31 protein-coding genes are annotated in these 14,886 nt (G+C 74.2%); 1 reads left to right on the forward strand and 30 read right to left on the reverse strand.

Annotated features, from left to right (window positions below):
• Nucleotides 1–139: 139 nt before the first annotated feature.
• The 12 genes from CP974_RS08345 to CP974_RS08390 all read right to left on the reverse strand — a co-directional run bounded on the left by CP974_RS08345 (nucleotide 140) and on the right by CP974_RS08390 (nucleotide 5,132).
• Nucleotides 140–367, reverse strand: a complete 228-nt coding sequence (locus CP974_RS08345; protein WP_140160824.1) for a hypothetical protein — start codon at nucleotides 365–367, stop codon at nucleotides 140–142.
• Between the two features lie 8 nt (nucleotides 368–375).
• Nucleotides 376–528 carry a hypothetical protein gene (locus CP974_RS29520; protein WP_158100778.1) on the reverse strand — a complete coding sequence of 51 codons (153 nt, stop codon included), beginning with the start codon at nucleotides 526–528 and terminating at the stop codon, nucleotides 376–378.
• A 90-nt stretch (nucleotides 529–618) separates the two neighbouring features.
• Complete coding sequence (locus CP974_RS08350; protein WP_037936697.1) at nucleotides 619–867, reverse strand: hypothetical protein; 249 nt, start codon at nucleotides 865–867, stop codon at nucleotides 619–621.
• 85 nt (nucleotides 868–952) lie between these two features.
• Nucleotides 953–1,840 carry a hypothetical protein gene (locus CP974_RS30680; protein ID WP_150485785.1) on the reverse strand — a complete coding sequence of 296 codons (888 nt, stop codon included), beginning with the start codon at nucleotides 1,838–1,840 and terminating at the stop codon, nucleotides 953–955.
• Nucleotides 1,837–2,328, reverse strand: a complete 492-nt coding sequence (locus CP974_RS08360; RefSeq protein WP_031137250.1) for a hypothetical protein — start codon at nucleotides 2,326–2,328, stop codon at nucleotides 1,837–1,839. Before CP974_RS08360 ends, CP974_RS30680 begins: the two co-directional genes overlap by 4 nt.
• A gap of 19 nt (nucleotides 2,329–2,347) precedes the next feature.
• Nucleotides 2,348–2,920: a hypothetical protein gene (locus tag CP974_RS29525; RefSeq protein ID WP_159311463.1), complete on the reverse strand. Its 573-nt coding sequence runs from the start codon at nucleotides 2,918–2,920 to the stop codon at nucleotides 2,348–2,350.
• The gene (locus tag CP974_RS29530; RefSeq protein ID WP_158100763.1) at nucleotides 2,920–3,060 is read right to left on the reverse strand and encodes a hypothetical protein; all 141 of its coding nucleotides are present in this window, start codon (nucleotides 3,058–3,060) and stop codon (nucleotides 2,920–2,922) included. The genes CP974_RS29525 and CP974_RS29530 overlap by 1 nt, the downstream gene beginning before the upstream one ends.
• Nucleotides 3,060–3,977: a hypothetical protein gene (locus CP974_RS08375; RefSeq protein WP_031137022.1), complete on the reverse strand. Its 918-nt coding sequence runs from the start codon at nucleotides 3,975–3,977 to the stop codon at nucleotides 3,060–3,062. The genes CP974_RS29530 and CP974_RS08375 overlap by 1 nt, the downstream gene beginning before the upstream one ends.
• Before the next feature lie 67 nt (nucleotides 3,978–4,044).
• The gene (locus CP974_RS08380) at nucleotides 4,045–4,365 is read right to left on the reverse strand and encodes a hypothetical protein (protein ID WP_150485787.1); all 321 of its coding nucleotides are present in this window, start codon (nucleotides 4,363–4,365) and stop codon (nucleotides 4,045–4,047) included.
• Nucleotides 4,366–4,375: 10 nt separating this feature from the next.
• Nucleotides 4,376–4,534: a hypothetical protein gene (locus tag CP974_RS29535; protein ID WP_158100765.1), complete on the reverse strand. Its 159-nt coding sequence runs from the start codon at nucleotides 4,532–4,534 to the stop codon at nucleotides 4,376–4,378.
• Nucleotides 4,531–4,809 carry a hypothetical protein gene (locus CP974_RS08385; protein WP_031137018.1) on the reverse strand — a complete coding sequence of 93 codons (279 nt, stop codon included), beginning with the start codon at nucleotides 4,807–4,809 and terminating at the stop codon, nucleotides 4,531–4,533. The genes CP974_RS29535 and CP974_RS08385 overlap by 4 nt, the downstream gene beginning before the upstream one ends.
• Nucleotides 4,809–5,132: a hypothetical protein gene (locus tag CP974_RS08390; protein WP_031137016.1), complete on the reverse strand. Its 324-nt coding sequence runs from the start codon at nucleotides 5,130–5,132 to the stop codon at nucleotides 4,809–4,811. The genes CP974_RS08385 and CP974_RS08390 overlap by 1 nt, the downstream gene beginning before the upstream one ends.
• Nucleotides 5,133–5,319: 187 nt before the next feature.
• Between CP974_RS08390 and CP974_RS08395 the strand changes: the two genes are divergently transcribed.
• Entirely contained in the window at nucleotides 5,320–5,538 is a 219-nt protein-coding gene (locus CP974_RS08395) for a hypothetical protein (protein ID WP_051840141.1), read from the forward strand.
• A gap of 60 nt (nucleotides 5,539–5,598) precedes the next feature.
• Here the strand turns inward: CP974_RS08395 and CP974_RS08400 are convergent, their stop codons facing one another.
• The 18 genes from CP974_RS08400 to CP974_RS08470 all read right to left on the reverse strand — a co-directional run bounded on the left by CP974_RS08400 (nucleotide 5,599) and on the right by CP974_RS08470 (nucleotide 14,869).
• Entirely contained in the window at nucleotides 5,599–6,303 is a 705-nt protein-coding gene (locus CP974_RS08400) for a hypothetical protein (protein ID WP_051840136.1), read from the reverse strand.
• A 70-nt stretch (nucleotides 6,304–6,373) separates the two neighbouring features.
• Entirely contained in the window at nucleotides 6,374–6,901 is a 528-nt protein-coding gene (locus tag CP974_RS08405; RefSeq protein WP_150485788.1) for a hypothetical protein, read from the reverse strand.
• The gene (locus CP974_RS29540) at nucleotides 6,898–7,074 is read right to left on the reverse strand and encodes a hypothetical protein (RefSeq protein WP_162887736.1); all 177 of its coding nucleotides are present in this window, start codon (nucleotides 7,072–7,074) and stop codon (nucleotides 6,898–6,900) included. The genes CP974_RS08405 and CP974_RS29540 overlap by 4 nt, the downstream gene beginning before the upstream one ends.
• A complete protein-coding gene (locus CP974_RS29545) occupies nucleotides 7,071–7,223 on the reverse strand; it encodes a hypothetical protein (RefSeq protein WP_158936036.1) in 153 nt (50 codons plus the stop codon). The genes CP974_RS29540 and CP974_RS29545 overlap by 4 nt, the downstream gene beginning before the upstream one ends.
• A complete protein-coding gene (locus CP974_RS08410; protein ID WP_031137411.1) occupies nucleotides 7,220–7,408 on the reverse strand; it encodes a hypothetical protein in 189 nt (62 codons plus the stop codon). Before CP974_RS08410 ends, CP974_RS29545 begins: the two co-directional genes overlap by 4 nt.
• A 97-nt stretch (nucleotides 7,409–7,505) precedes the next feature.
• On the reverse strand, nucleotides 7,506–7,760 hold the full coding sequence (locus tag CP974_RS08415; protein WP_051840198.1) for a hypothetical protein: 255 nt from the start codon (nucleotides 7,758–7,760) through the stop codon (nucleotides 7,506–7,508).
• Complete coding sequence (locus CP974_RS08420) at nucleotides 7,760–8,002, reverse strand: hypothetical protein (RefSeq protein ID WP_085921484.1); 243 nt, start codon at nucleotides 8,000–8,002, stop codon at nucleotides 7,760–7,762. The genes CP974_RS08415 and CP974_RS08420 overlap by 1 nt, the downstream gene beginning before the upstream one ends.
• 111 nt (nucleotides 8,003–8,113) lie before the next feature.
• Complete coding sequence (locus CP974_RS08425) at nucleotides 8,114–8,494, reverse strand: hypothetical protein (protein WP_150485773.1); 381 nt, start codon at nucleotides 8,492–8,494, stop codon at nucleotides 8,114–8,116.
• Nucleotides 8,495–8,521: 27 nt separating this feature from the next.
• The gene (locus tag CP974_RS08430; RefSeq protein ID WP_150485789.1) at nucleotides 8,522–8,947 is read right to left on the reverse strand and encodes a hypothetical protein; all 426 of its coding nucleotides are present in this window, start codon (nucleotides 8,945–8,947) and stop codon (nucleotides 8,522–8,524) included.
• Nucleotides 8,948–8,969: 22 nt separating this feature from the next.
• Complete coding sequence (locus tag CP974_RS08435) at nucleotides 8,970–9,176, reverse strand: hypothetical protein (protein ID WP_031135441.1); 207 nt, start codon at nucleotides 9,174–9,176, stop codon at nucleotides 8,970–8,972.
• Nucleotides 9,177–9,348: 172 nt separating this feature from the next.
• A complete protein-coding gene (locus tag CP974_RS08440; RefSeq protein WP_051839919.1) occupies nucleotides 9,349–10,092 on the reverse strand; it encodes a zinc finger domain-containing protein in 744 nt (247 codons plus the stop codon).
• On the reverse strand, nucleotides 10,089–11,018 hold the full coding sequence (locus CP974_RS08445; RefSeq protein WP_031135446.1) for a helix-turn-helix domain-containing protein: 930 nt from the start codon (nucleotides 11,016–11,018) through the stop codon (nucleotides 10,089–10,091). Before CP974_RS08445 ends, CP974_RS08440 begins: the two co-directional genes overlap by 4 nt.
• Before the next feature lie 75 nt (nucleotides 11,019–11,093).
• Nucleotides 11,094–12,539, reverse strand: coding sequence for a DNA cytosine methyltransferase (locus CP974_RS08450; protein ID WP_051839921.1), 1,446 nt, complete (start codon nucleotides 12,537–12,539; stop codon nucleotides 11,094–11,096).
• Nucleotides 12,536–12,691: a hypothetical protein gene (locus CP974_RS29550; RefSeq protein WP_158935990.1), complete on the reverse strand. Its 156-nt coding sequence runs from the start codon at nucleotides 12,689–12,691 to the stop codon at nucleotides 12,536–12,538. Before CP974_RS29550 ends, CP974_RS08450 begins: the two co-directional genes overlap by 4 nt.
• Nucleotides 12,688–12,978 carry a WhiB family transcriptional regulator gene (locus CP974_RS08455; RefSeq protein ID WP_031135450.1) on the reverse strand — a complete coding sequence of 97 codons (291 nt, stop codon included), beginning with the start codon at nucleotides 12,976–12,978 and terminating at the stop codon, nucleotides 12,688–12,690. Before CP974_RS08455 ends, CP974_RS29550 begins: the two co-directional genes overlap by 4 nt.
• A gap of 2 nt (nucleotides 12,979–12,980) precedes the next feature.
• Entirely contained in the window at nucleotides 12,981–13,556 is a 576-nt protein-coding gene (locus CP974_RS08460) for a RuvC family protein (RefSeq protein ID WP_031135452.1), read from the reverse strand.
• 90 nt (nucleotides 13,557–13,646) lie between these two features.
• Nucleotides 13,647–14,357, reverse strand: a complete 711-nt coding sequence (locus tag CP974_RS08465; RefSeq protein ID WP_031135454.1) for a 3'-5' exonuclease — start codon at nucleotides 14,355–14,357, stop codon at nucleotides 13,647–13,649.
• Nucleotides 14,354–14,869, reverse strand: coding sequence for a hypothetical protein (locus CP974_RS08470; RefSeq protein ID WP_031135456.1), 516 nt, complete (start codon nucleotides 14,867–14,869; stop codon nucleotides 14,354–14,356). Before CP974_RS08470 ends, CP974_RS08465 begins: the two co-directional genes overlap by 4 nt.
• Nucleotides 14,870–14,886: the final 17 nt, after the last annotated feature.

Raw genomic sequence — 14,886 nt, forward strand, 5'->3', positions numbered from 1 at the left:
GCAGCCAGTCGCGCGGATGGGGACGTGTCCACGGTACGGCCGGGGGGTGACAACGGCGAGGGCCCCGCCGCGTCTCGGGGTGCGCGGCGGGGCCGGGTGCCGGGCGCTACCCGGCGTGAGGGTCCAGTGTGGCAGGCGGTCAGGCATACCAGCGATCGAAGTCGATGGCCTCCGTGCCCAACGCGGCGGCGGCCAGCAGCGGCGCGTCCGGCGCGCCCGCGGCGATGGTGGCCAGCACGTCGAGGTGAAGGCCGTCGGTGAGCTGGTGGGCGGCCTCGCCGTCATCGCGGGCGTCGCGGATTTGAGTGAGACGGCGAGCGATGTCCTCGACGGTCAGGTGTGCGCCGGGCTGGTCGGGCTTCGTCATGTCCTCCATCATCTCTTCTCCTGCGCGCCGGGGACGGGCTTGTCCTTGGGGCGGATCCAGCCGCCGCGGCTGCTGTGGTAGTCGGTGGCGTGCTGCTGGCGCTGTTCGGGGGTCAGGCGGTCGCGGAGTTCGTCCTGGGGGATGGTCTTGCGGAGTGCCATGATGGGGTTCCTGTCTCTGTGGGGATGGGGTCCGGGCGCCCCCGCTTGCTTGGCGGTAGGAGGGGGCGCTCCGGCGTTTCTGGGTGGGCGTCAGACCGTGAGGCGGGCCCACAGGGTGAGGGCGAGCACGGCCGCGAGGGCGGCGTACGCGAGGTAGTGCAGGGGTCGGGTCGGCTGTCCGGGCCGCGGGGGCGGGGTGTGGGTCTGGATCTCTTCGCCGTCCGGGATGTGTCCGGCGTGGGCCCGGTCCCGGTGCCGGTCTCGCTCGGCCTCGACCTCGTGCCGGGTGTGGGCGGTGGGCGAGGTGGTGCGGCACTGGGTGCAGCGGTAGCGGTACACGTGGGGGCTCCGGGGCGGTAGGCGGGTAGGTAGGCGGGGGTAGGCGGCCGGGTAGTCGTGGTGCTGACCTGCGACGACTACCGGGCTACCTGTGCCCCTGGGAGGGGGCTGCGGGTGTGGTTGGGGAGGGTTCGGCGGGCGCTTCGGCGGCCGGTTCGCCGGGGGGTGCGGGTGGGGTGCCGGGCGGGGGCTGGGAGGGCACCGCGGCGAGGGTGCGGGCGGGGGGCTCGTCGGCGTCCGGGGTGGGGGCCGGCGGGAGGTGCCGCAGGCGCACCCCGTCGCGCACTCGCTGGCGCTTCCCGTCGGGGGTCTGGAAGAGGAGCTTGAAGCTCTCGACGGGCAGGCCCCAGTCGGTGAGCGCCGACTTCAGCTCGGCCTTGTCCCAGCCGGTCAGGAGCGGCTCGTCGAGGAGGTCCTCCAGGTGCGCGCCCTGGTGCCCGTGCCGGGCGGCGACCTCCCGGATGAGTGCGGCGATCTCGTCGGGCCCGACCGTCTCCGGGGCGTCGTCGGGGTGCTCCGGCTCGTCGTCCAGGTCCTCGACGGCCGGGGCAGTGTCCGGGGCGGGCTTCGGCTTCTGGCCGGGCCGGGGCGGGGCGGCGCGCTTGGCCGCGATGCAGCCGCCAACCACGGCGGCGGTCGGCACGAACGCGGCGTACGGGCCGGTGACGTCCTGGACGACGGTCCAGGCCGCGGGGAGGCCCACGTAGACGCCGCCGGCGACGGCGCCCAGCTTCGTCCACCCGTCCCAGACCCACCCGTCCTTGGCGATCCAGGCGCAGCCTCGCCGGACCAGGACGCGGGCCCCGGCCCCTACTCCGGCGAGCGGGGCGCGCAGGTCGGTGCGGGTAGGCAGGTAGGGCCGCAGGTCAGGCACGCGAGGGGCCGTCCTACCGGGTGCGGGGACGAGCTCCAGGTGGGGCCGGTCGTGGCCCTCCTCGGGCGCGGCCTCGGCGGGGAGTTCGGCGGCGGTCACAGCAGGCCGAGCTTCTGCGCGAGGAGGAGCAGGAGGAACTCGGGCAGGCCCCAGATCCCTCCGGCCGCCGAGAAGATACCGGCGGCCAGGATGCCGAGGAACGCGGCCCAGCCGGGGCGCGGGGCCCGGTAGAAGAGGTACGCGGAGAGGATCAGGGCGACGCCGCCGAGCCCCGCGTGGCCGAAGGCGCCGCTGGTGAAGATGGACGCAAAGCCGTTGGAGACTTCCTTGCCGACGGTCCAGATGGACCCGGCGGTGATGTAGAAGGTTCCGGCGATCAGGCCCATGGCGCTGGCCTCGGTGCTGTTGAGCTTGCGGCGCTGCTTGCCGGCCTTCTTGCCCTCGGCGGCCTTGGGCTCCTTGATGCCGGCGAACATGGCGACGGTCAGGGCGGTCGCGATGGCGCCGGCGCCGACGGAGCCGAGGAGCCTGCCGCCCACGGAGAACGTTTCGGCGGCCATCTGGACGTACTGGGCGTGCTCGTACATCGGGTGTCTTCCTTGAGGGTCAGGGGTGGGCGGCGGGGGCGTAGAGGGCGAGGGCGGTGATGGCGGAGGCGAGGGGGATGCGGGCGGCCCAGGCGAGGGGCCGGTACCAGTGGCGGGTGCGGCGGTCCCAGAAGGCGGCGATGCCGCAGATGCCGCCGCCGAGGATCAGGGCGGCGCTGATGGAGTAGGTCTGGCCGCATTCGGCGATCAGGCTGCCGAGGGTGGGGGTGAGGCCGACCGCGTATCCGGCGGCACCGGCGCCGACGTTGCTGAGGAAGCGCTTGGTTCCGTCGCTGAGGGAGGGTTTGGGCAGGGCGGGGGGTGTGGGCCAGTACGCGGGCTGGGGGGTGAACCAGGGGGGTGGGGGCGGGGTGTGGTCCGGCTCGTCGTGGGTGTCGTCGTCGGGGTCGGGTTCGGGCTGTGGGGTGGGGGTGAAGTCCTTGGTGGTGGCGTCCCACAGCTGGTCGAGCCAGTCGGGGCCTTCGGCGGCCGGGGCGGGTTCGGCGGCTCGGCGCCAGGGCGGGAGGTCGGGTGTGCCGGGGGGCGCGGGGGGGCCGAGGGGCGGTGCGACGGGGCGGGTGGGCTGGGTCATCAGGGCCTCCACAGGGCCGCGGTGAGGGCGGCGAGGATGACGAGGAGGAGGGGGAGGAGCGCGGGCGCGGCGGGGCGGTGGCGGCAGGCGTAGAGGCCGAGTGCGGCGGCGACCGCGCACAGGGGCCACAGGGCGGCCATCAGGCGTAGCCGCCCTTCATGGGGTTCTTCTTGCGCTCGCGGCGGACGGCGGCGGCGACGGAGTCGCGGTTGGCGTTCGGGATGATCGCGAGCACGCGGGTGATCGCGTCGTCGGTGCTCGCGGTGTTCGCGAGCTGTTCGCGGACGATCGCGGCCATGCTCGGCTGCTCGCGATCGGGGTTCGGCCTGTTCAGGGGTGTGTTCGGGGTGATCGTGCTCGGGGTGTTCGCCGGGTTGCTCGGGGTGTTCGCGAACTGCTCGCTCGGCTGCTCGCGGGTGATCGGGTTCGGGGCGTACACGGGTCCGCTCGTGAGCGCGAGGGGTGAGCGGCGCTCGATCTGCGCGCGCTTCTCCATGCGCTCCAGGGCGATCTCGAAGTCGGCGTCGTCGCGGGCGAGGGTGATGCGGGCTTCGGCGCGGATGCGGGCGATCTCGGCGTCGGCCGCTCGGTCGATCCGGTCCCGCTCGGCCTGGTTGAGGCGGGCGGTGTACTCGCTGTCGCGCATCACCTCGTGGATGGCGGCTTCCTGCTCGGCGGTGAGCGCGGCCGGGTCACGGAGGGAGGCGACGGCGATGGTGCCCACGCACTTGCTGACGAGGACGACGAACGGTCCGGCGATGCCCTGGCCCCAGCTGTTCGCGTCGTGTCCGTGGAGGGCGAGGAGGACGGCGACGCCGAGGGCGATGGCCCATCCGGCTGCGGGGGCGACCCAGGTGCGGCCGGCGATGGCGATGCCTCGGTACTCGGCCCAGAGGATGGTGAGCCAGCCGATGTCGCCTGCGATGGCGACGGAGAGGCCGAACTTGCCGGCCTGCATGAGGTCGGTGATGGCGTAGGCGGACCAGATGAGGGAGAGGGCGGCGAGGAGGAGGGCGCCGATGAGGACGGGCGGGACGCGGTGGCGCGTCGTGGTCATGGTGCTGCTCCGGGGCGGAAGGGGGCCGGGCCCGCGGGGTGCGGGCCCGGCCGGGGCGGCGGGCGGGTCAGGCGGGGCGGGGCAGGGCGCGGCAGGTCTCGGCGTGGGCCTGGGCCCAGCTGCGGGCGTCGTCCTGCGAGGCCCGCGCTCGGACGGCCTCGGCACCGTAGTCGCGGTAGTTGCGGTACTGGTCGTAGTCCCGCTCGTCCCGGGCCGCGCAGGCGCGGCAGGTGCTGCGGGTGGCGTAGGGGTCGTCGTAGTCGACGGTGGTCAGGGTCTCGACGTCGACGGTGAGGTCGTCGCGGCCGAGGGCGGCCCCGGCGACGGTGAGGTAGCGGGCGATGACCCCGGCGGGCCAGGCGGTGGTGAAGGCGGTGGTGGTCTGCATGGGGTGCTCCTCAGCGGGCGAAGTGGGCGGGGGTCGTCTCGGCGCCGTGGTTGATCTGGTCGCGGTTGGTCTGCCAGGCGCGGTGCTCCTGTGCGCGGGCGTAGTTGATGGCGTCCTGGGCGCGCGGGTCGTCGGCGCGGACGGGCTCGCGGGTCTGCGGCTCGCTCATCGGCCGGCCTCCGTCTCGCCCGTGTGCCGGTAGCCGGTCGGCGGGTGTTCGGCGAGCCGGGCCCGCAGGTAGTCCGTGGCCCACTGCGTGTCGGCGCCGTGGGCGAGGGCCTGATCGATGACGACCTCCGCGTACATGGCCCGCGCGGTGAGAAGGCGGGCGCGGGTCTCCGCGTCGGCGAAGGTCGCGGGGTGCGGGAGGGCGATGGCGTCGCGGACGACGGCCAGGAGGGCGCGCAGCTCGTCGGCCGTGGGCTCGGGCGTCTGGTTGGTCATCAGAGGCTCCGGGCGGCGGCGCGGAGGCGGAGGGCGTACTCGCCGTTCGTCTCGCCGGGGCGGGGCGCGGGCCGGGCGGTGAGCGCGATGACGACGGCGTTGTTGGCGGTGTGCTCGCACAGGCCGTGGAGGACGCGGCGGACGGCGGTGGAGCAGGCGCGCAGCCACAGGTCGCCGGCGAACACCTGGTGGGAGGTGCGGCGGTCGCCGATCTGGTCGGCGATGGCGGCGAGGAGGACCGCGGCGTGGGAGGGGCGGGCGTCGGCGAGCGCCTGGGCGCGGCGCAGGGCTTCGTCCTGCTGAGACAGGTAGGTACGCTTCACGGGTCTGCCCTTCTGGGATCGCAACTTCGGAGGGCGGGCAGGCCCCGGCCGGCGGTGCAACGCCATATGGCCGGGGCCGTTCCGTTGTGCTGGTTCGACCGTAGCGAGAAGTGTGGACATTGTCCACACCTCGCGGGAGGATAGCCCTATGCCCGAGACCCCGGAGAGCGAGGAGCCGAGGGAGACCATGACCATCCCCAAGCTGGCAGCGCGTGTCGGCAAGAGCCGTACGCTGATTCACCGCCTCGCGACCAACCCGGCAGAGGGCTGGCCAGCGCCCACGTTCAAACCGGGGTCGTCGCGCCCGGAGTACCCGGTTGACTGGTTCGATGCGTACTGGGAGGAGCGGCAGGCTCGAATCACACAGGGACGCCGCACCGACCTGGAGCCCCCTGCCGCCGAGTAGCCCCGGAACGCCGTGAAGCCCCCACTCCGCCGTTGTGGCGGGTGGGGGCTTCGTCGTGCCCTACGCGACGGCGGGTTCGGGGGTGTGCCAGGTGTGGCCGCAGCCGGTGCAGCGGGCGAGCGGCGGGGTGCCGGCGCCGCCGTGGATTTCGATGACCCCGCAGCACTTCGTGCACCGCTGGGTGAGGGTGGCGGTGGCGGCGCTGGTGTCGAGGGTCGTCTCGATGCGGTGGAGGGCTCCGGCGGCGACGCGGCCTATGCGGGCCCTGTGTGCGTCTGTGAGGGGCCGCCACGGGCCGGGGCGCCCCTCCACCAGGGCGCAGAGCCAGAGGGCGGCGTGGGGGGCTGTGCGGCGTCCGGTGTAGCGCCAGCGGCGGGGGTCGGTGGCGTCTGTGTCGGCGAGGGCGTCACGGCGGGCCCGGTCCGGCGCGGGCCAGTGGCGGGGGGCGCGGGCCATGGCGGGTCGCTGGACGTCGGCGGCGGTCTGGTCGGCCAGCTCGATCAGGGCGCTCTCGACGGTGCGCATGGTCTCGTACACGCGGAGGGAGATGGGGACGGGCCGCTCGCCGATCTGGGCCGGGTCCCGCTCGAGCGCCCGGAGCGCGGCGACTTCTTCGCGGTCGTACTGCTCCAGGGTGCGGAGATAGTCGCGGAGTCCGCGGCCGAACGCGCCGTGGATGGGTCGGTCGCCGAGGGCCTGGTGGAGGTCGGTCCAGTGGAGGGCGATGTGGCGGAGGTGGTGCGCGGTGGTGGCGGTGGTGGTCACGGGGTGCTCCTGGGTGGTGCGGCGGTACGGGTGCGGGGCCGGGGCGCCGGGGTGGGCGCCCCGGCAGGGGTCAGGACTGCGGGCCGGGCCGGGCGGGCCCGTCGAGGGCGTCGCGGATCGCTTGGGCGGTGCCGCGGCCCCACGGGCCGCCGAGGGCGATCTGGTCGGCGATGTCGCGCACGCGGTCGCGGGCGGCCTCGGCGGTTTCGGCTCGCTGGACGGCCTCGCAGGCGCCGTCGGTGTGGAGCTGGGTGGCGTCGGCGTCGGCGAGGGCCTGCTCCAGCTCGGCGACGCGGGCATTGGCGGTGGTGAGCCGGGCCCGGTAGCGGGCGGCGCGCTGTCGGGCGTTGCGCCACGCGATCCGGAAGCGGGTGGCCCGGCGGGACATGCCGACCAGGCCGATGCGGTAGCGGTCAACGTAGGAACGCAGCCGCTGGATCTCGGCGTCCCCTGTGGCCAGCACCGAGTCGGCGATTTCGCAGACGGCCTGAACGGCTTCTGGGGTGTGCGTCCGGCGCGGGCGTCCGTGGAGGTCGAGGAGGGGAGGGCTGACGGCGGCGCCGAATCGGTCGCGGAGGGTGGCTTGCAGGTCGGTCATCGGGTCTTCCTTCGGGCTCGGGCGGCGGCGCGGCGGGTGGCTCGGTTCGGGCGGGGCGGGTCCGGGGTGTCGTCGTCGACGACCTCCTCGCCGGTCCAGCCGACGGTGGTGGTCCAGGTGATGCCGGGGCGCGGGGTGTGCTCGCCGCGCGGGGTGGAGGACGGGCCGGTCACAGGGTTCTCCAGATGCGGTCGGTGCAGGCGTGCGGGTCACGGCACTCGGGCTGGTTGTCCCACCAGCGGGCGCGGTCGGTGGTGAGGGGGATACGGCACCACCGGCAGACGAGCGGGCCCGCGGGCCGCGGGGCGGACGGGCCGGTCACGGCTGGGCTTTCTGGGCGTAGTCCCAGTCGAGGTGCCGCTGCTCCTGCTCGGCGGCCCAGGCGGCGGCGAAGTACGGGTCCGTCAGATCGTTCCCGGCTTCCTTCAGGGCGGCGTCGGTCTCGTACTCGGCGGCGATGGTCTCGCTGCTGAATCCGCAGTCATTCAGGTCACGGCGCGTGGTCAACGGTGTCTCCGGGTGTAGAGGTGGCGGAGGGTGGTGTAGGCGCCGGCGGTGGCGGCCGAGAGGGCCAGCCAGCCGCCAGCGACGTACAGGACGGTCGTCACCGCGGGGGCTCGGCGGTGCGGGCGGCGGCCAGGCAGGCCGCGATGATGACGGCTGAGGGCACGTCGCTCGGGAACTGGATGACGGCCCCGCCCGGGCAGTCCAGCCCCGAGTCGTCGGTGCCTCCTACGACGGCCCACACGGCGCCCGAGGGGTGGCGCAGGATGCTCAGCGGCATGTCCGCGTCGCCGATCCAGCCGTTCTCTTCCAGGGCCTCGACGACATCGAGTCGGCCCCACCAGTCGGCGGCCATCAGCGGGTCTCCTCGACGGGCCGGACGGCGGCCTGGGTGTGCGCCGGGTTCGCGGCGACCCACTCGCGGACGATCGCCTCGATCTCCAGCAGCGCGGCGTTGCCCTGCTCGATCGCCTGGTCGTTCTCCGTGCTGCCGGTCAGGGTCCGCCAGGCGCGGCGCAGGCAGCGGTTGTAGCGCACGCTGGGGTCCCTGAGCTTCTCCATGAGGCGCATGACGGCGAGGTGCTGGCTGGTGGTCATGGGGTGTCTCCTCGGGGTGGTGTGGTGGGATGGGTGCCGGGCCGCCCCGCCCTACCTGCGGGGCGGCCCTTCGCGCGTGGCCGGCCGGAACCGGATGGGCGGTCAGGCGGGTCAGATCCACTCGCCCCAGCGGCAGCCGGTGCACAACCACGCGTCGCCCTGGCGGTGGTCGGCGACGTGGTTGGAGGCGTGTTCGACGGGGGCGCCGCATTCGGGGCAGGCGTCGGGCTTGTCGGCGGGCTCGTCCGGGTCGGTGTCGTCGTCGTGGGCGGCGGGGTCGTTAACGGGGTAGTCGCTCTCCACCCAGTAGCCGCGCAGGGCGTAGCGCTCGAGGAGCTTCTCGACGTCCTGGCGGCCGCCTTCGGTGGACTCGCTGTTGCCGCCGTCGACGCGGACGGAGTAGCCGTCGGTCCAGAGGTCGATGGTGACGCGGTCGCCGGTGGGGTGGGTGAGGTTCCAGGTGTGCTGGATGTGGTCGGTGGTGTCGGTCATCGGGTTCTCCTTTGGTGGGTGGGCGGGTCAGGTGGGCTGTCCGGTGGTCAGCAGCCGGTCGACCGTGTGGGCGATGTCGGCCGGGTGGGTGGTGTCGGTGAGGGGCTGCGGGTGGGTGGTGTGGAGGCCGTCGGCGGTGAGGCCCCAGTCGATGCCGGCGGGGTGCCAGCCGATGAGGAGGTAGGGCTGGGTGTCGGCGTGGAGGGTGTGGCGCTGCTGGGGGGTGAGGTGGATGGTGATGCCGGTGGGGCGGGTCGTGTGGATGGGGTGGCCGTGGTGGGCGATGGCGTCGGCGACGGCGGTGATCCAGGTGGTGGGCATCTCGTCGGCGAGGGGCTGGGCGGGCGGGGCGTTCTCGGCGGCGCGGGCGCGGGCGTGGCGGGCGGCCATCTGGGTGTTGTGGGTGAGGGCGTCGCCGATCGCGTCGCCGATGTGCGCGTAGTGCTCGGGCATGGGCGGGGCTCCTGTCGGGTGGTCAGGTGGTGGGGGTGTCGGTGCTGGCGGGGCGTGGGCGGGGGTGTGGGGCGCGTATGGCGTCGGCGAGGGCCTGGAGGTGGGCGGCCTGCTCCTCGCGGGTCCAGCGGGGCGTGACGGTCCCGCGGGGGCGGCTGTAGGGGCGGGCGCCGCCGAACGTGCCGTCGGGGATGGTCTCCGCGGTGAGGGGGTCGGTGTAGACCTTCATGCGGCGGTCCTCGCTTCCTGCGCGGCGGCGGTCCGGGACGGGTGCGGCTTCGTACGGCGGCCGTTCGCGGGGATCACGCACGCCTGGCCGGCGGCAGTCCGGCAGTGCGGGCACGCGACGGCGAGGGCGGGGTCACGGCGCCCGCCGAGGCCGGCCGGGCGGGGCGCGCCGGTCACGACGCCCTCAGCTGCTGCTGGAACTCGGCGAGCTGGGCGCGCTCGGCGTCGGTGAGGCTGGCCAGGTGCGCGGCGGCGGCGGCGCGGCGCTGGGCGGCCTCGTCCTCGATGCCGGGGGTGGTGAGGGGCTCCCCTGCCGCAGCACGGCGGCGCGCGGTGTGGGGCCGGGCGAGGGGCACGCCGAGCGGGTGCTTCTTCGTGCCGCGGCCGGTCTTGCACGGCCGGCCAATCTCGGCGGCGCAGGTGGGGCACTGGATGCCCAGCGGCCCGGACCGGCGGACGGCGTCCTGGAGGGGCTCGTCGTCGGGCATGGGGCGGGTGCCCTGCCAGCCGTGGGCTTCCAGCTCGCGCATGAACGTCTTGGACGGGCCGCCTTCCAGGGCCGGGCGCTGGGTGGGGGCCGGGGCGCGGCCGGAGGCGATCGCGGCGACCTGGCCGCGGTAGCGGGCGAGGTACTCGCGGGTCGTCTCGTTGGGGAGCGGTTCGTACTGGAAGTTCTCCAGCCGGGCGTTGCGGATCTTCGTGCGGAGGGTGCGGACGTGGTGGGGCAGGATCCACAGCTTGGCGTTCGGGTCCTGGGGCGGGGTCGTGTAGTAGGCGGCGACGGCGGCCTTGGCGTCGGCGTCGAGGGGGACGTTGTGGAGGGCGGAGGCCCAGGCGATGGCGGCGGCCGTGGAGGGCTTGCGGTTGTCGAAGGCGGCGGCGTGTCCGAGGAGTTCGGCGGCCTCGGTGGGGTTCATGCGGGGTCTCCGTTCTGGGCGAGTTGGTGGGCGAGGGCGGCCCAGCCGGCGACGGTGGCGTCGGTGCCGGTGAGGGTCTGGCCGGTGGGGAGGTGGAAGACGTTCGTGGCGCGCTCGCTGGCGTACTTCGCGGAGCGACGGACCCACTTCTGCCACTCGGCGGGCCAGTTGCTGCGGCGGGCGCCGTTGGCGCGGAAGTGGTCGAGGAACTGGGCGGTCTCGTAGTCGATGTTCAGGTGGGAGCCGAAGGCGCGGATGGCCCAGGCGCGCATCGAGTCGCTGACGGTGAAGCCGTCGGTGTCGATGGGGGCGAGGGCGGCCAGCTCCTGGGAGGGGTAGCTATCCCCACCTACCTCAGCCACAGGTGTTGCTGGTGGTTGTTCTGACGGTTGATTGGTGGTTAGGGCGGCGTTGAGTGCGTGACGTGCGGACGCAGAGTGCGTGACGTCACGGACTTTGAGTGCGTGACTCACGTCGTTGGAGTGCGTGACATCGGCCTGCGTCACGTCGTTGGAGTGCGTGACCGTCACGGACGCAGACTGCGTGACACGCTTCGCGCGAGACCGGCGCTGACGCTCCGCCGCGGCCCGCCGCTCCTCCTCCTCACCGCGCTCCAGATCCGCCCAGTCCGACGCCGGACGCTTCAGATGCAGGCTCAGCTTCCACACCGTGCGGCCGTTCACCTGCCCAGCGGCGGCGATCAGCCCGCCGGCCTCCAGCCGCTTCAGCGCGCGCTGGACGGTGCGCCGGTCGAAGCCGGTCCGATACTGGATCCGCAGCACGGAGGGGTGAGCGTTGCTGCCGTCCTTATGAGCGTGCTCCCCGAGGACCTGGAGGACGTTCCGGGCGGTGGTGTCCGGCTTGCCCTTGTCGGTGAGCAGCATGGGCGCGTCGTCCATGGCCCAGGTGACTGCTTCCGTGCTCACGCGGCCTTCTCTCTCCGGTCGTTCGGTTGGTGCAGGGGTGGGGGCCCGGAGCGCGTGGCCCCGGGCCAGGGGCGGTCAGGTGGCCGGTACGGGCTGCGGACTGGGCGGGACGGTCACGGTCCGCGCGGGCTGGTAGTCCTCGCCGAGGACCGCCTCCGCGACCATCGCGAACAGGTCCCGGGCCGCGGGCGGGGTGACGGCGTTGCCCGCCATCCGCACCCGCTCCCGCTTGTTGCCGAGCCAGATGTACGAGGTGGGGAACTGCATCGCCGCGGCGTACTCGTGCGGTTCGAGCATCCGGAAGCCCAGCTCGTCCACCGTCGCGACGGTTCCGCCGGCCAGGAGCCCGTGCCGGTCGACCGTGGTGACGGTCGGGATCGGCTCGACGGCCGGGCGGGCGGTGGCGTTGCCGTAGTACGGCACGACCAGGTCCGGCACGGTCAGACCGTGGTGGTTGCCGGAGGCGCACACCGTGGCGAGCGGGTCGGTGACCGGCCGGTGCGTGGACCCGCCTCCGCGCAGCTCCACGACGTACGGCGGGACGGCCACCCCCGTCTCGTTCCTGGCGGTGCAGGTGCGCATCGGCTCGTCCGCCGGACGGGCGGTCTTCCCCTCCCGTCCCTCGACCGGGACGAGGAGCGGCCGGGCGTACGCGGCGAAGCCGTCCCGCACCCGCTGCATCGTCTTCGCGGCGAGCGGCCGGGCCCGGTCGGCGATCCGCTGCGCGGGGATCGCCCAGTCGATCGCGTCGGCGGCCGGCCGGACCGCGGGGAACACCTCTGCGTGGCAGCGCGCGGTGGCGCAGCGCCACACGTACTGGGCGCGGTACTTGCCGTACTGGCGGTCGGGGTTCTTCCATCCCTGGATCGCCCGGCCCGTGCGGTCGCACCGGGGGCAGTGGGCGGTGGGGCGGGTCCAGCGCTCGAAGTCGGGGGCGCGTTCGCCGTCGAGCCACGCCACCACGTACATGCGGTCACGGGACTGCGGGGCGCCCTGCCCGAGGGCCTGGGCGTGCATGGAGTTGAGGTAGACGACGCGGAACCGGTAGCGGAGTGCCTGGAGCGCGGCGATCCAGGCGGGCCACAGGACCCACTGGCGGGCGTCGACGACGTTCTCCACGATGATCGCCCGGTAGCGGTGGTACTCGGCGAACCGGATGACGTCCCACATCGTCGCCCGCGACCGCTCGGCGGCCTCGTCGGGCAGGGCCTCCCCGAACAGGTCCGGGGTGGCGTCGGCGTGGCGGCTGCGGCCCTTCGCGATCGAGTGGTTCGTACACGAGGGGGAGAACCATGCGAACGTCGTTGTGGGGTAGCGGCGGGGGTCGACCTGAGAGATGTCGGCGCAGTCGTGGAGGGTGTCGGGGTGGTTGGCGTTGTGGACGTCGACCGCGAGGCGCCAGTGGTTGAGTGCGGTTCGGACGCGGATGCCGGCCTGGACGGCGCCCGTGGAGGAGCCGCCCGCCCCGGCGAAGCCGTCGGTGGTGTCCGCGGCGAGGGTGCGGAGGTTGACGAGGGTCATGCTTCGGTCTCCTGGGCGTGGCGCTCGGTCGGGTGGTCGGGGGTGTTGTGCGGAGCCGGGGCCGGGGTGGGGAGGTCTGCGGCGAGCTGGCCCGGCACGTGCGGCGGGGGCGGCTCGTCGAGCAGTCGCCGCGCCCGCTCCAGCGCGCTCACGACGCCGTCCTGCGCTGCCGACGGCGGTGCAGCAGCCGCTCGTGCGACGTCATCCCGCCCGCCACGCCCTCTTCCAGGCGGGTGTCCAGTGCCCAGTCCCGGCAGGTTTCGAGGACGGGGCAGCGGGCGCAGATGGCCTTGGCCTCAGCGGCCTGCGCGAGCGCGGGGGCGGACTTGCCGATGGGAAAGAAGAGGTCCGGGTCCTCGTCGCGGCAGGCGCCCTGCTCGCGCCAGTCCGGGGCGCGGTCGGTGGAGGGGGCGTAGCTCCAGTGGGTGGCCCAGTGCATGCTCACGCCGCCACCGCCTCGGGCCACGCGCACCCGGCCAGCGCCTTGGCGTTCCGCTCCGGGACGGCGGCCAGCTGGTGGCCGGCCCAGTCCATCCCGGCGGCCATCGCCACGTAGGCGTCAGCCTCGTCGTAGCGGGCGGCGCCCTCGGTGTGGATGCCGTACCGGTCGGCGACGGCGCTCCGCACCTCGCCCTTGGTGGCGTTGCCCCGCCCGGTGGCGTACATCTTGAGCGACGACGGGGGGATGACCGCGTACGGGATCTGGTGGCGCCAGCAGTAGCGGCGCACCAGCACCCGCAGCCCGGCGAGGTCCTCGTGCCCGGCCAGAGCGGCGTGCCCGTAGGAGGGGCCCTCCATCACCACCAGGTCGGCGGCCCGGATGAATGTGGCGATGCCGGTGAGGAGGTAGTCGAGGCGGGCGTCCCCGCGGGTCTTGGTGCGGAGGTGGTCGGTCCAGCCGTGCCCGGCGATGCCGGTGGAGGTGAGGGACAGGTCCAGCCCGACGATGAGGGGCTGGCCCCCCGCGGCCGGGGGCAGTGCCGGCCCGGCCGCGGGGGTGATCTGGGTGGCGGTCACGCGGCCCACCGCCGGTCGTACTCGATGCGGGCGGCCTGCCCGGCGATGCGGTTGCGGGCCGCAGCGAGGCGACGGGAGAAACGGCTCATGTCAGGCTCCGTTCTGCTGGTGCGGGATCAGGGGCCACTCGGGCGGGCAAACCGCGGCCGGGTCCTTGCGGCGCAGGTACTCCTGGAGAGAGGCGGCCTGCTCGGCAGCCCACCCGGCCTGCACGGCGTGCAGCTCGCCCAGGCCGTACGCGGCGATGTGCGGGTGGAGGGTGGCGATCCGCCACGCGACTCGGCACGCGGCGATCGCGTCGGCGTCCGCGGTGTGCGCCTCACCGATCGGCACCTTGTAGTGCGCGCACAGGGCGGTGAGCTTGCGGGAGCCGGGCCGGTACGGGGCGACGGCCTTGTCCAGCACCAGCGGGTCGACCACGCACAGTCCCTCGCGCCTGTCGGGTAGCGGGGTGTGGCCGTGGCGGCGGGCCTCGCGGTCGAGCATCGTCAGGTCGAACCGCGCGTTCATCGCGACGACTGGCAGCCCGTGCGCGATGGCCTGGCGGAGCGCGGCGAGCACGTCGCCGACGACCTCGCCGGCGGGCTTGCCCTCGGCGCGCGCCCTCTCGGTGGTGATGCCGTGGACGGCGGCGGCGCCGTCGGGGATCGGCACGCCGGGGTCGGCGAGCCACGTGGCGGACTGGGTGGGCTGGTCGCCGCCGCAGTGGACGACGCACGCGGTGACGATGCGGTCGGTCTCGACGTCGACGCCGGTGGTCTCCAGGTCGAAGCCGCACAGGCGACCGGTGTGCCAGGTCACTGCTCACCACCGCTGATCTGCGGGATGGTCAGGTGGGCCAGCGCGCCCGTCCGCCACGCCTCGGCGATCGCCTCCCGGCCCCCGTCGACCGGCCGTACCGAGTGCCCGCGGGACCGGGTCGCCCGGATCTCCACGCCCGGCACCTCCTCCACCACGCCGGTCTCCTTGTCGGCGACCTCGGCGACACCGGCCGCGGTCATCTCGGCGAGGAGGGCGGTGGTGTAGGCGGGCCGGACCTCGGTGACGAGGCGGGTGACGACGTTGTGCGGGGAGTTCTCCCGCACCCACGCCAGGAACTTGTCGGGGTCGGTGACGACGGCCGTTGGCTTCGGCGACGTCGCCGACACGGTGGCGACCTTCGTGCCGTCGGGGAGCTTCGCCTCCACGCGGCTCGCGCCGCTGGTCTCCAGCGCCTCCTGCATGGCGGCGCGGACTTCCTTCTGCCGCTCGGTGATCGCGTCGCCGAGGGCCTTCAGCGCGGCGCTCTCCAGCGCCAGCTGCTGCATGTCCATGTGGTCTCCTTAGGGGT

The organism is Streptomyces fradiae ATCC 10745 = DSM 40063, from assembly GCF_008704425.1.
Lineage (GTDB): Bacteria > Actinomycetota > Actinomycetes > Streptomycetales > Streptomycetaceae > Streptomyces > Streptomyces fradiae.

Bases quoted from the DNA above. Each gene is read 5' to 3' on its own strand.
- CP974_RS08345 (WP_140160824.1), bottom strand. From the start codon at position 367: ATGACGAAGCCCGACCAGCCCGGCGCACACCTGACCGTCGAGGACATC.
- CP974_RS29520 (WP_158100778.1), bottom strand. From the start codon at position 528: ATGGCACTCCGCAAGACCATCCCCCAGGACGAACTCCGCGACCGCCTG.
- CP974_RS08360 (WP_031137250.1), bottom strand. From the start codon at position 2,328: ATGTACGAGCACGCCCAGTACGTCCAGATGGCCGCCGAAACGTTCTCC.
- CP974_RS29525 (WP_159311463.1), bottom strand. From the start codon at position 2,920: ATGACCCAGCCCACCCGCCCCGTCGCACCGCCCCTCGGCCCCCCCGCG.
- CP974_RS29530 (WP_158100763.1), bottom strand. From the start codon at position 3,060: ATGGCCGCCCTGTGGCCCCTGTGCGCGGTCGCCGCCGCACTCGGCCTC.
- CP974_RS08375 (WP_031137022.1), bottom strand. From the start codon at position 3,977: ATGACCACGACGCGCCACCGCGTCCCGCCCGTCCTCATCGGCGCCCTC.
- CP974_RS08380 (WP_150485787.1), bottom strand. From the start codon at position 4,365: ATGCAGACCACCACCGCCTTCACCACCGCCTGGCCCGCCGGGGTCATC.
- CP974_RS29535 (WP_158100765.1), bottom strand. From the start codon at position 4,534: ATGAGCGAGCCGCAGACCCGCGAGCCCGTCCGCGCCGACGACCCGCGC.
- CP974_RS08385 (WP_031137018.1), bottom strand. From the start codon at position 4,809: ATGACCAACCAGACGCCCGAGCCCACGGCCGACGAGCTGCGCGCCCTC.
- CP974_RS08395 (WP_051840141.1), top strand. From the start codon at position 5,320: ATGACCATCCCCAAGCTGGCAGCGCGTGTCGGCAAGAGCCGTACGCTG.
- CP974_RS08405 (WP_150485788.1), bottom strand. From the start codon at position 6,901: ATGACCGACCTGCAAGCCACCCTCCGCGACCGATTCGGCGCCGCCGTC.
- CP974_RS08415 (WP_051840198.1), bottom strand. From the start codon at position 7,760: ATGGCCGCCGACTGGTGGGGCCGACTCGATGTCGTCGAGGCCCTGGAA.
- CP974_RS08420 (WP_085921484.1), bottom strand. From the start codon at position 8,002: ATGACCACCAGCCAGCACCTCGCCGTCATGCGCCTCATGGAGAAGCTC.
- CP974_RS08425 (WP_150485773.1), bottom strand. From the start codon at position 8,494: ATGACCGACACCACCGACCACATCCAGCACACCTGGAACCTCACCCAC.
- CP974_RS08430 (WP_150485789.1), bottom strand. From the start codon at position 8,947: ATGCCCGAGCACTACGCGCACATCGGCGACGCGATCGGCGACGCCCTC.
- CP974_RS08435 (WP_031135441.1), bottom strand. From the start codon at position 9,176: ATGAAGGTCTACACCGACCCCCTCACCGCGGAGACCATCCCCGACGGC.
- CP974_RS08440 (WP_051839919.1), bottom strand. From the start codon at position 10,092: ATGAACCCCACCGAGGCCGCCGAACTCCTCGGACACGCCGCCGCCTTC.
- CP974_RS08450 (WP_051839921.1), bottom strand. From the start codon at position 12,539: ATGACCCTCGTCAACCTCCGCACCCTCGCCGCGGACACCACCGACGGC.
- CP974_RS08455 (WP_031135450.1), bottom strand. From the start codon at position 12,978: ATGCACTGGGCCACCCACTGGAGCTACGCCCCCTCCACCGACCGCGCC.
- CP974_RS08470 (WP_031135456.1), bottom strand. From the start codon at position 14,869: ATGGACATGCAGCAGCTGGCGCTGGAGAGCGCCGCGCTGAAGGCCCTC.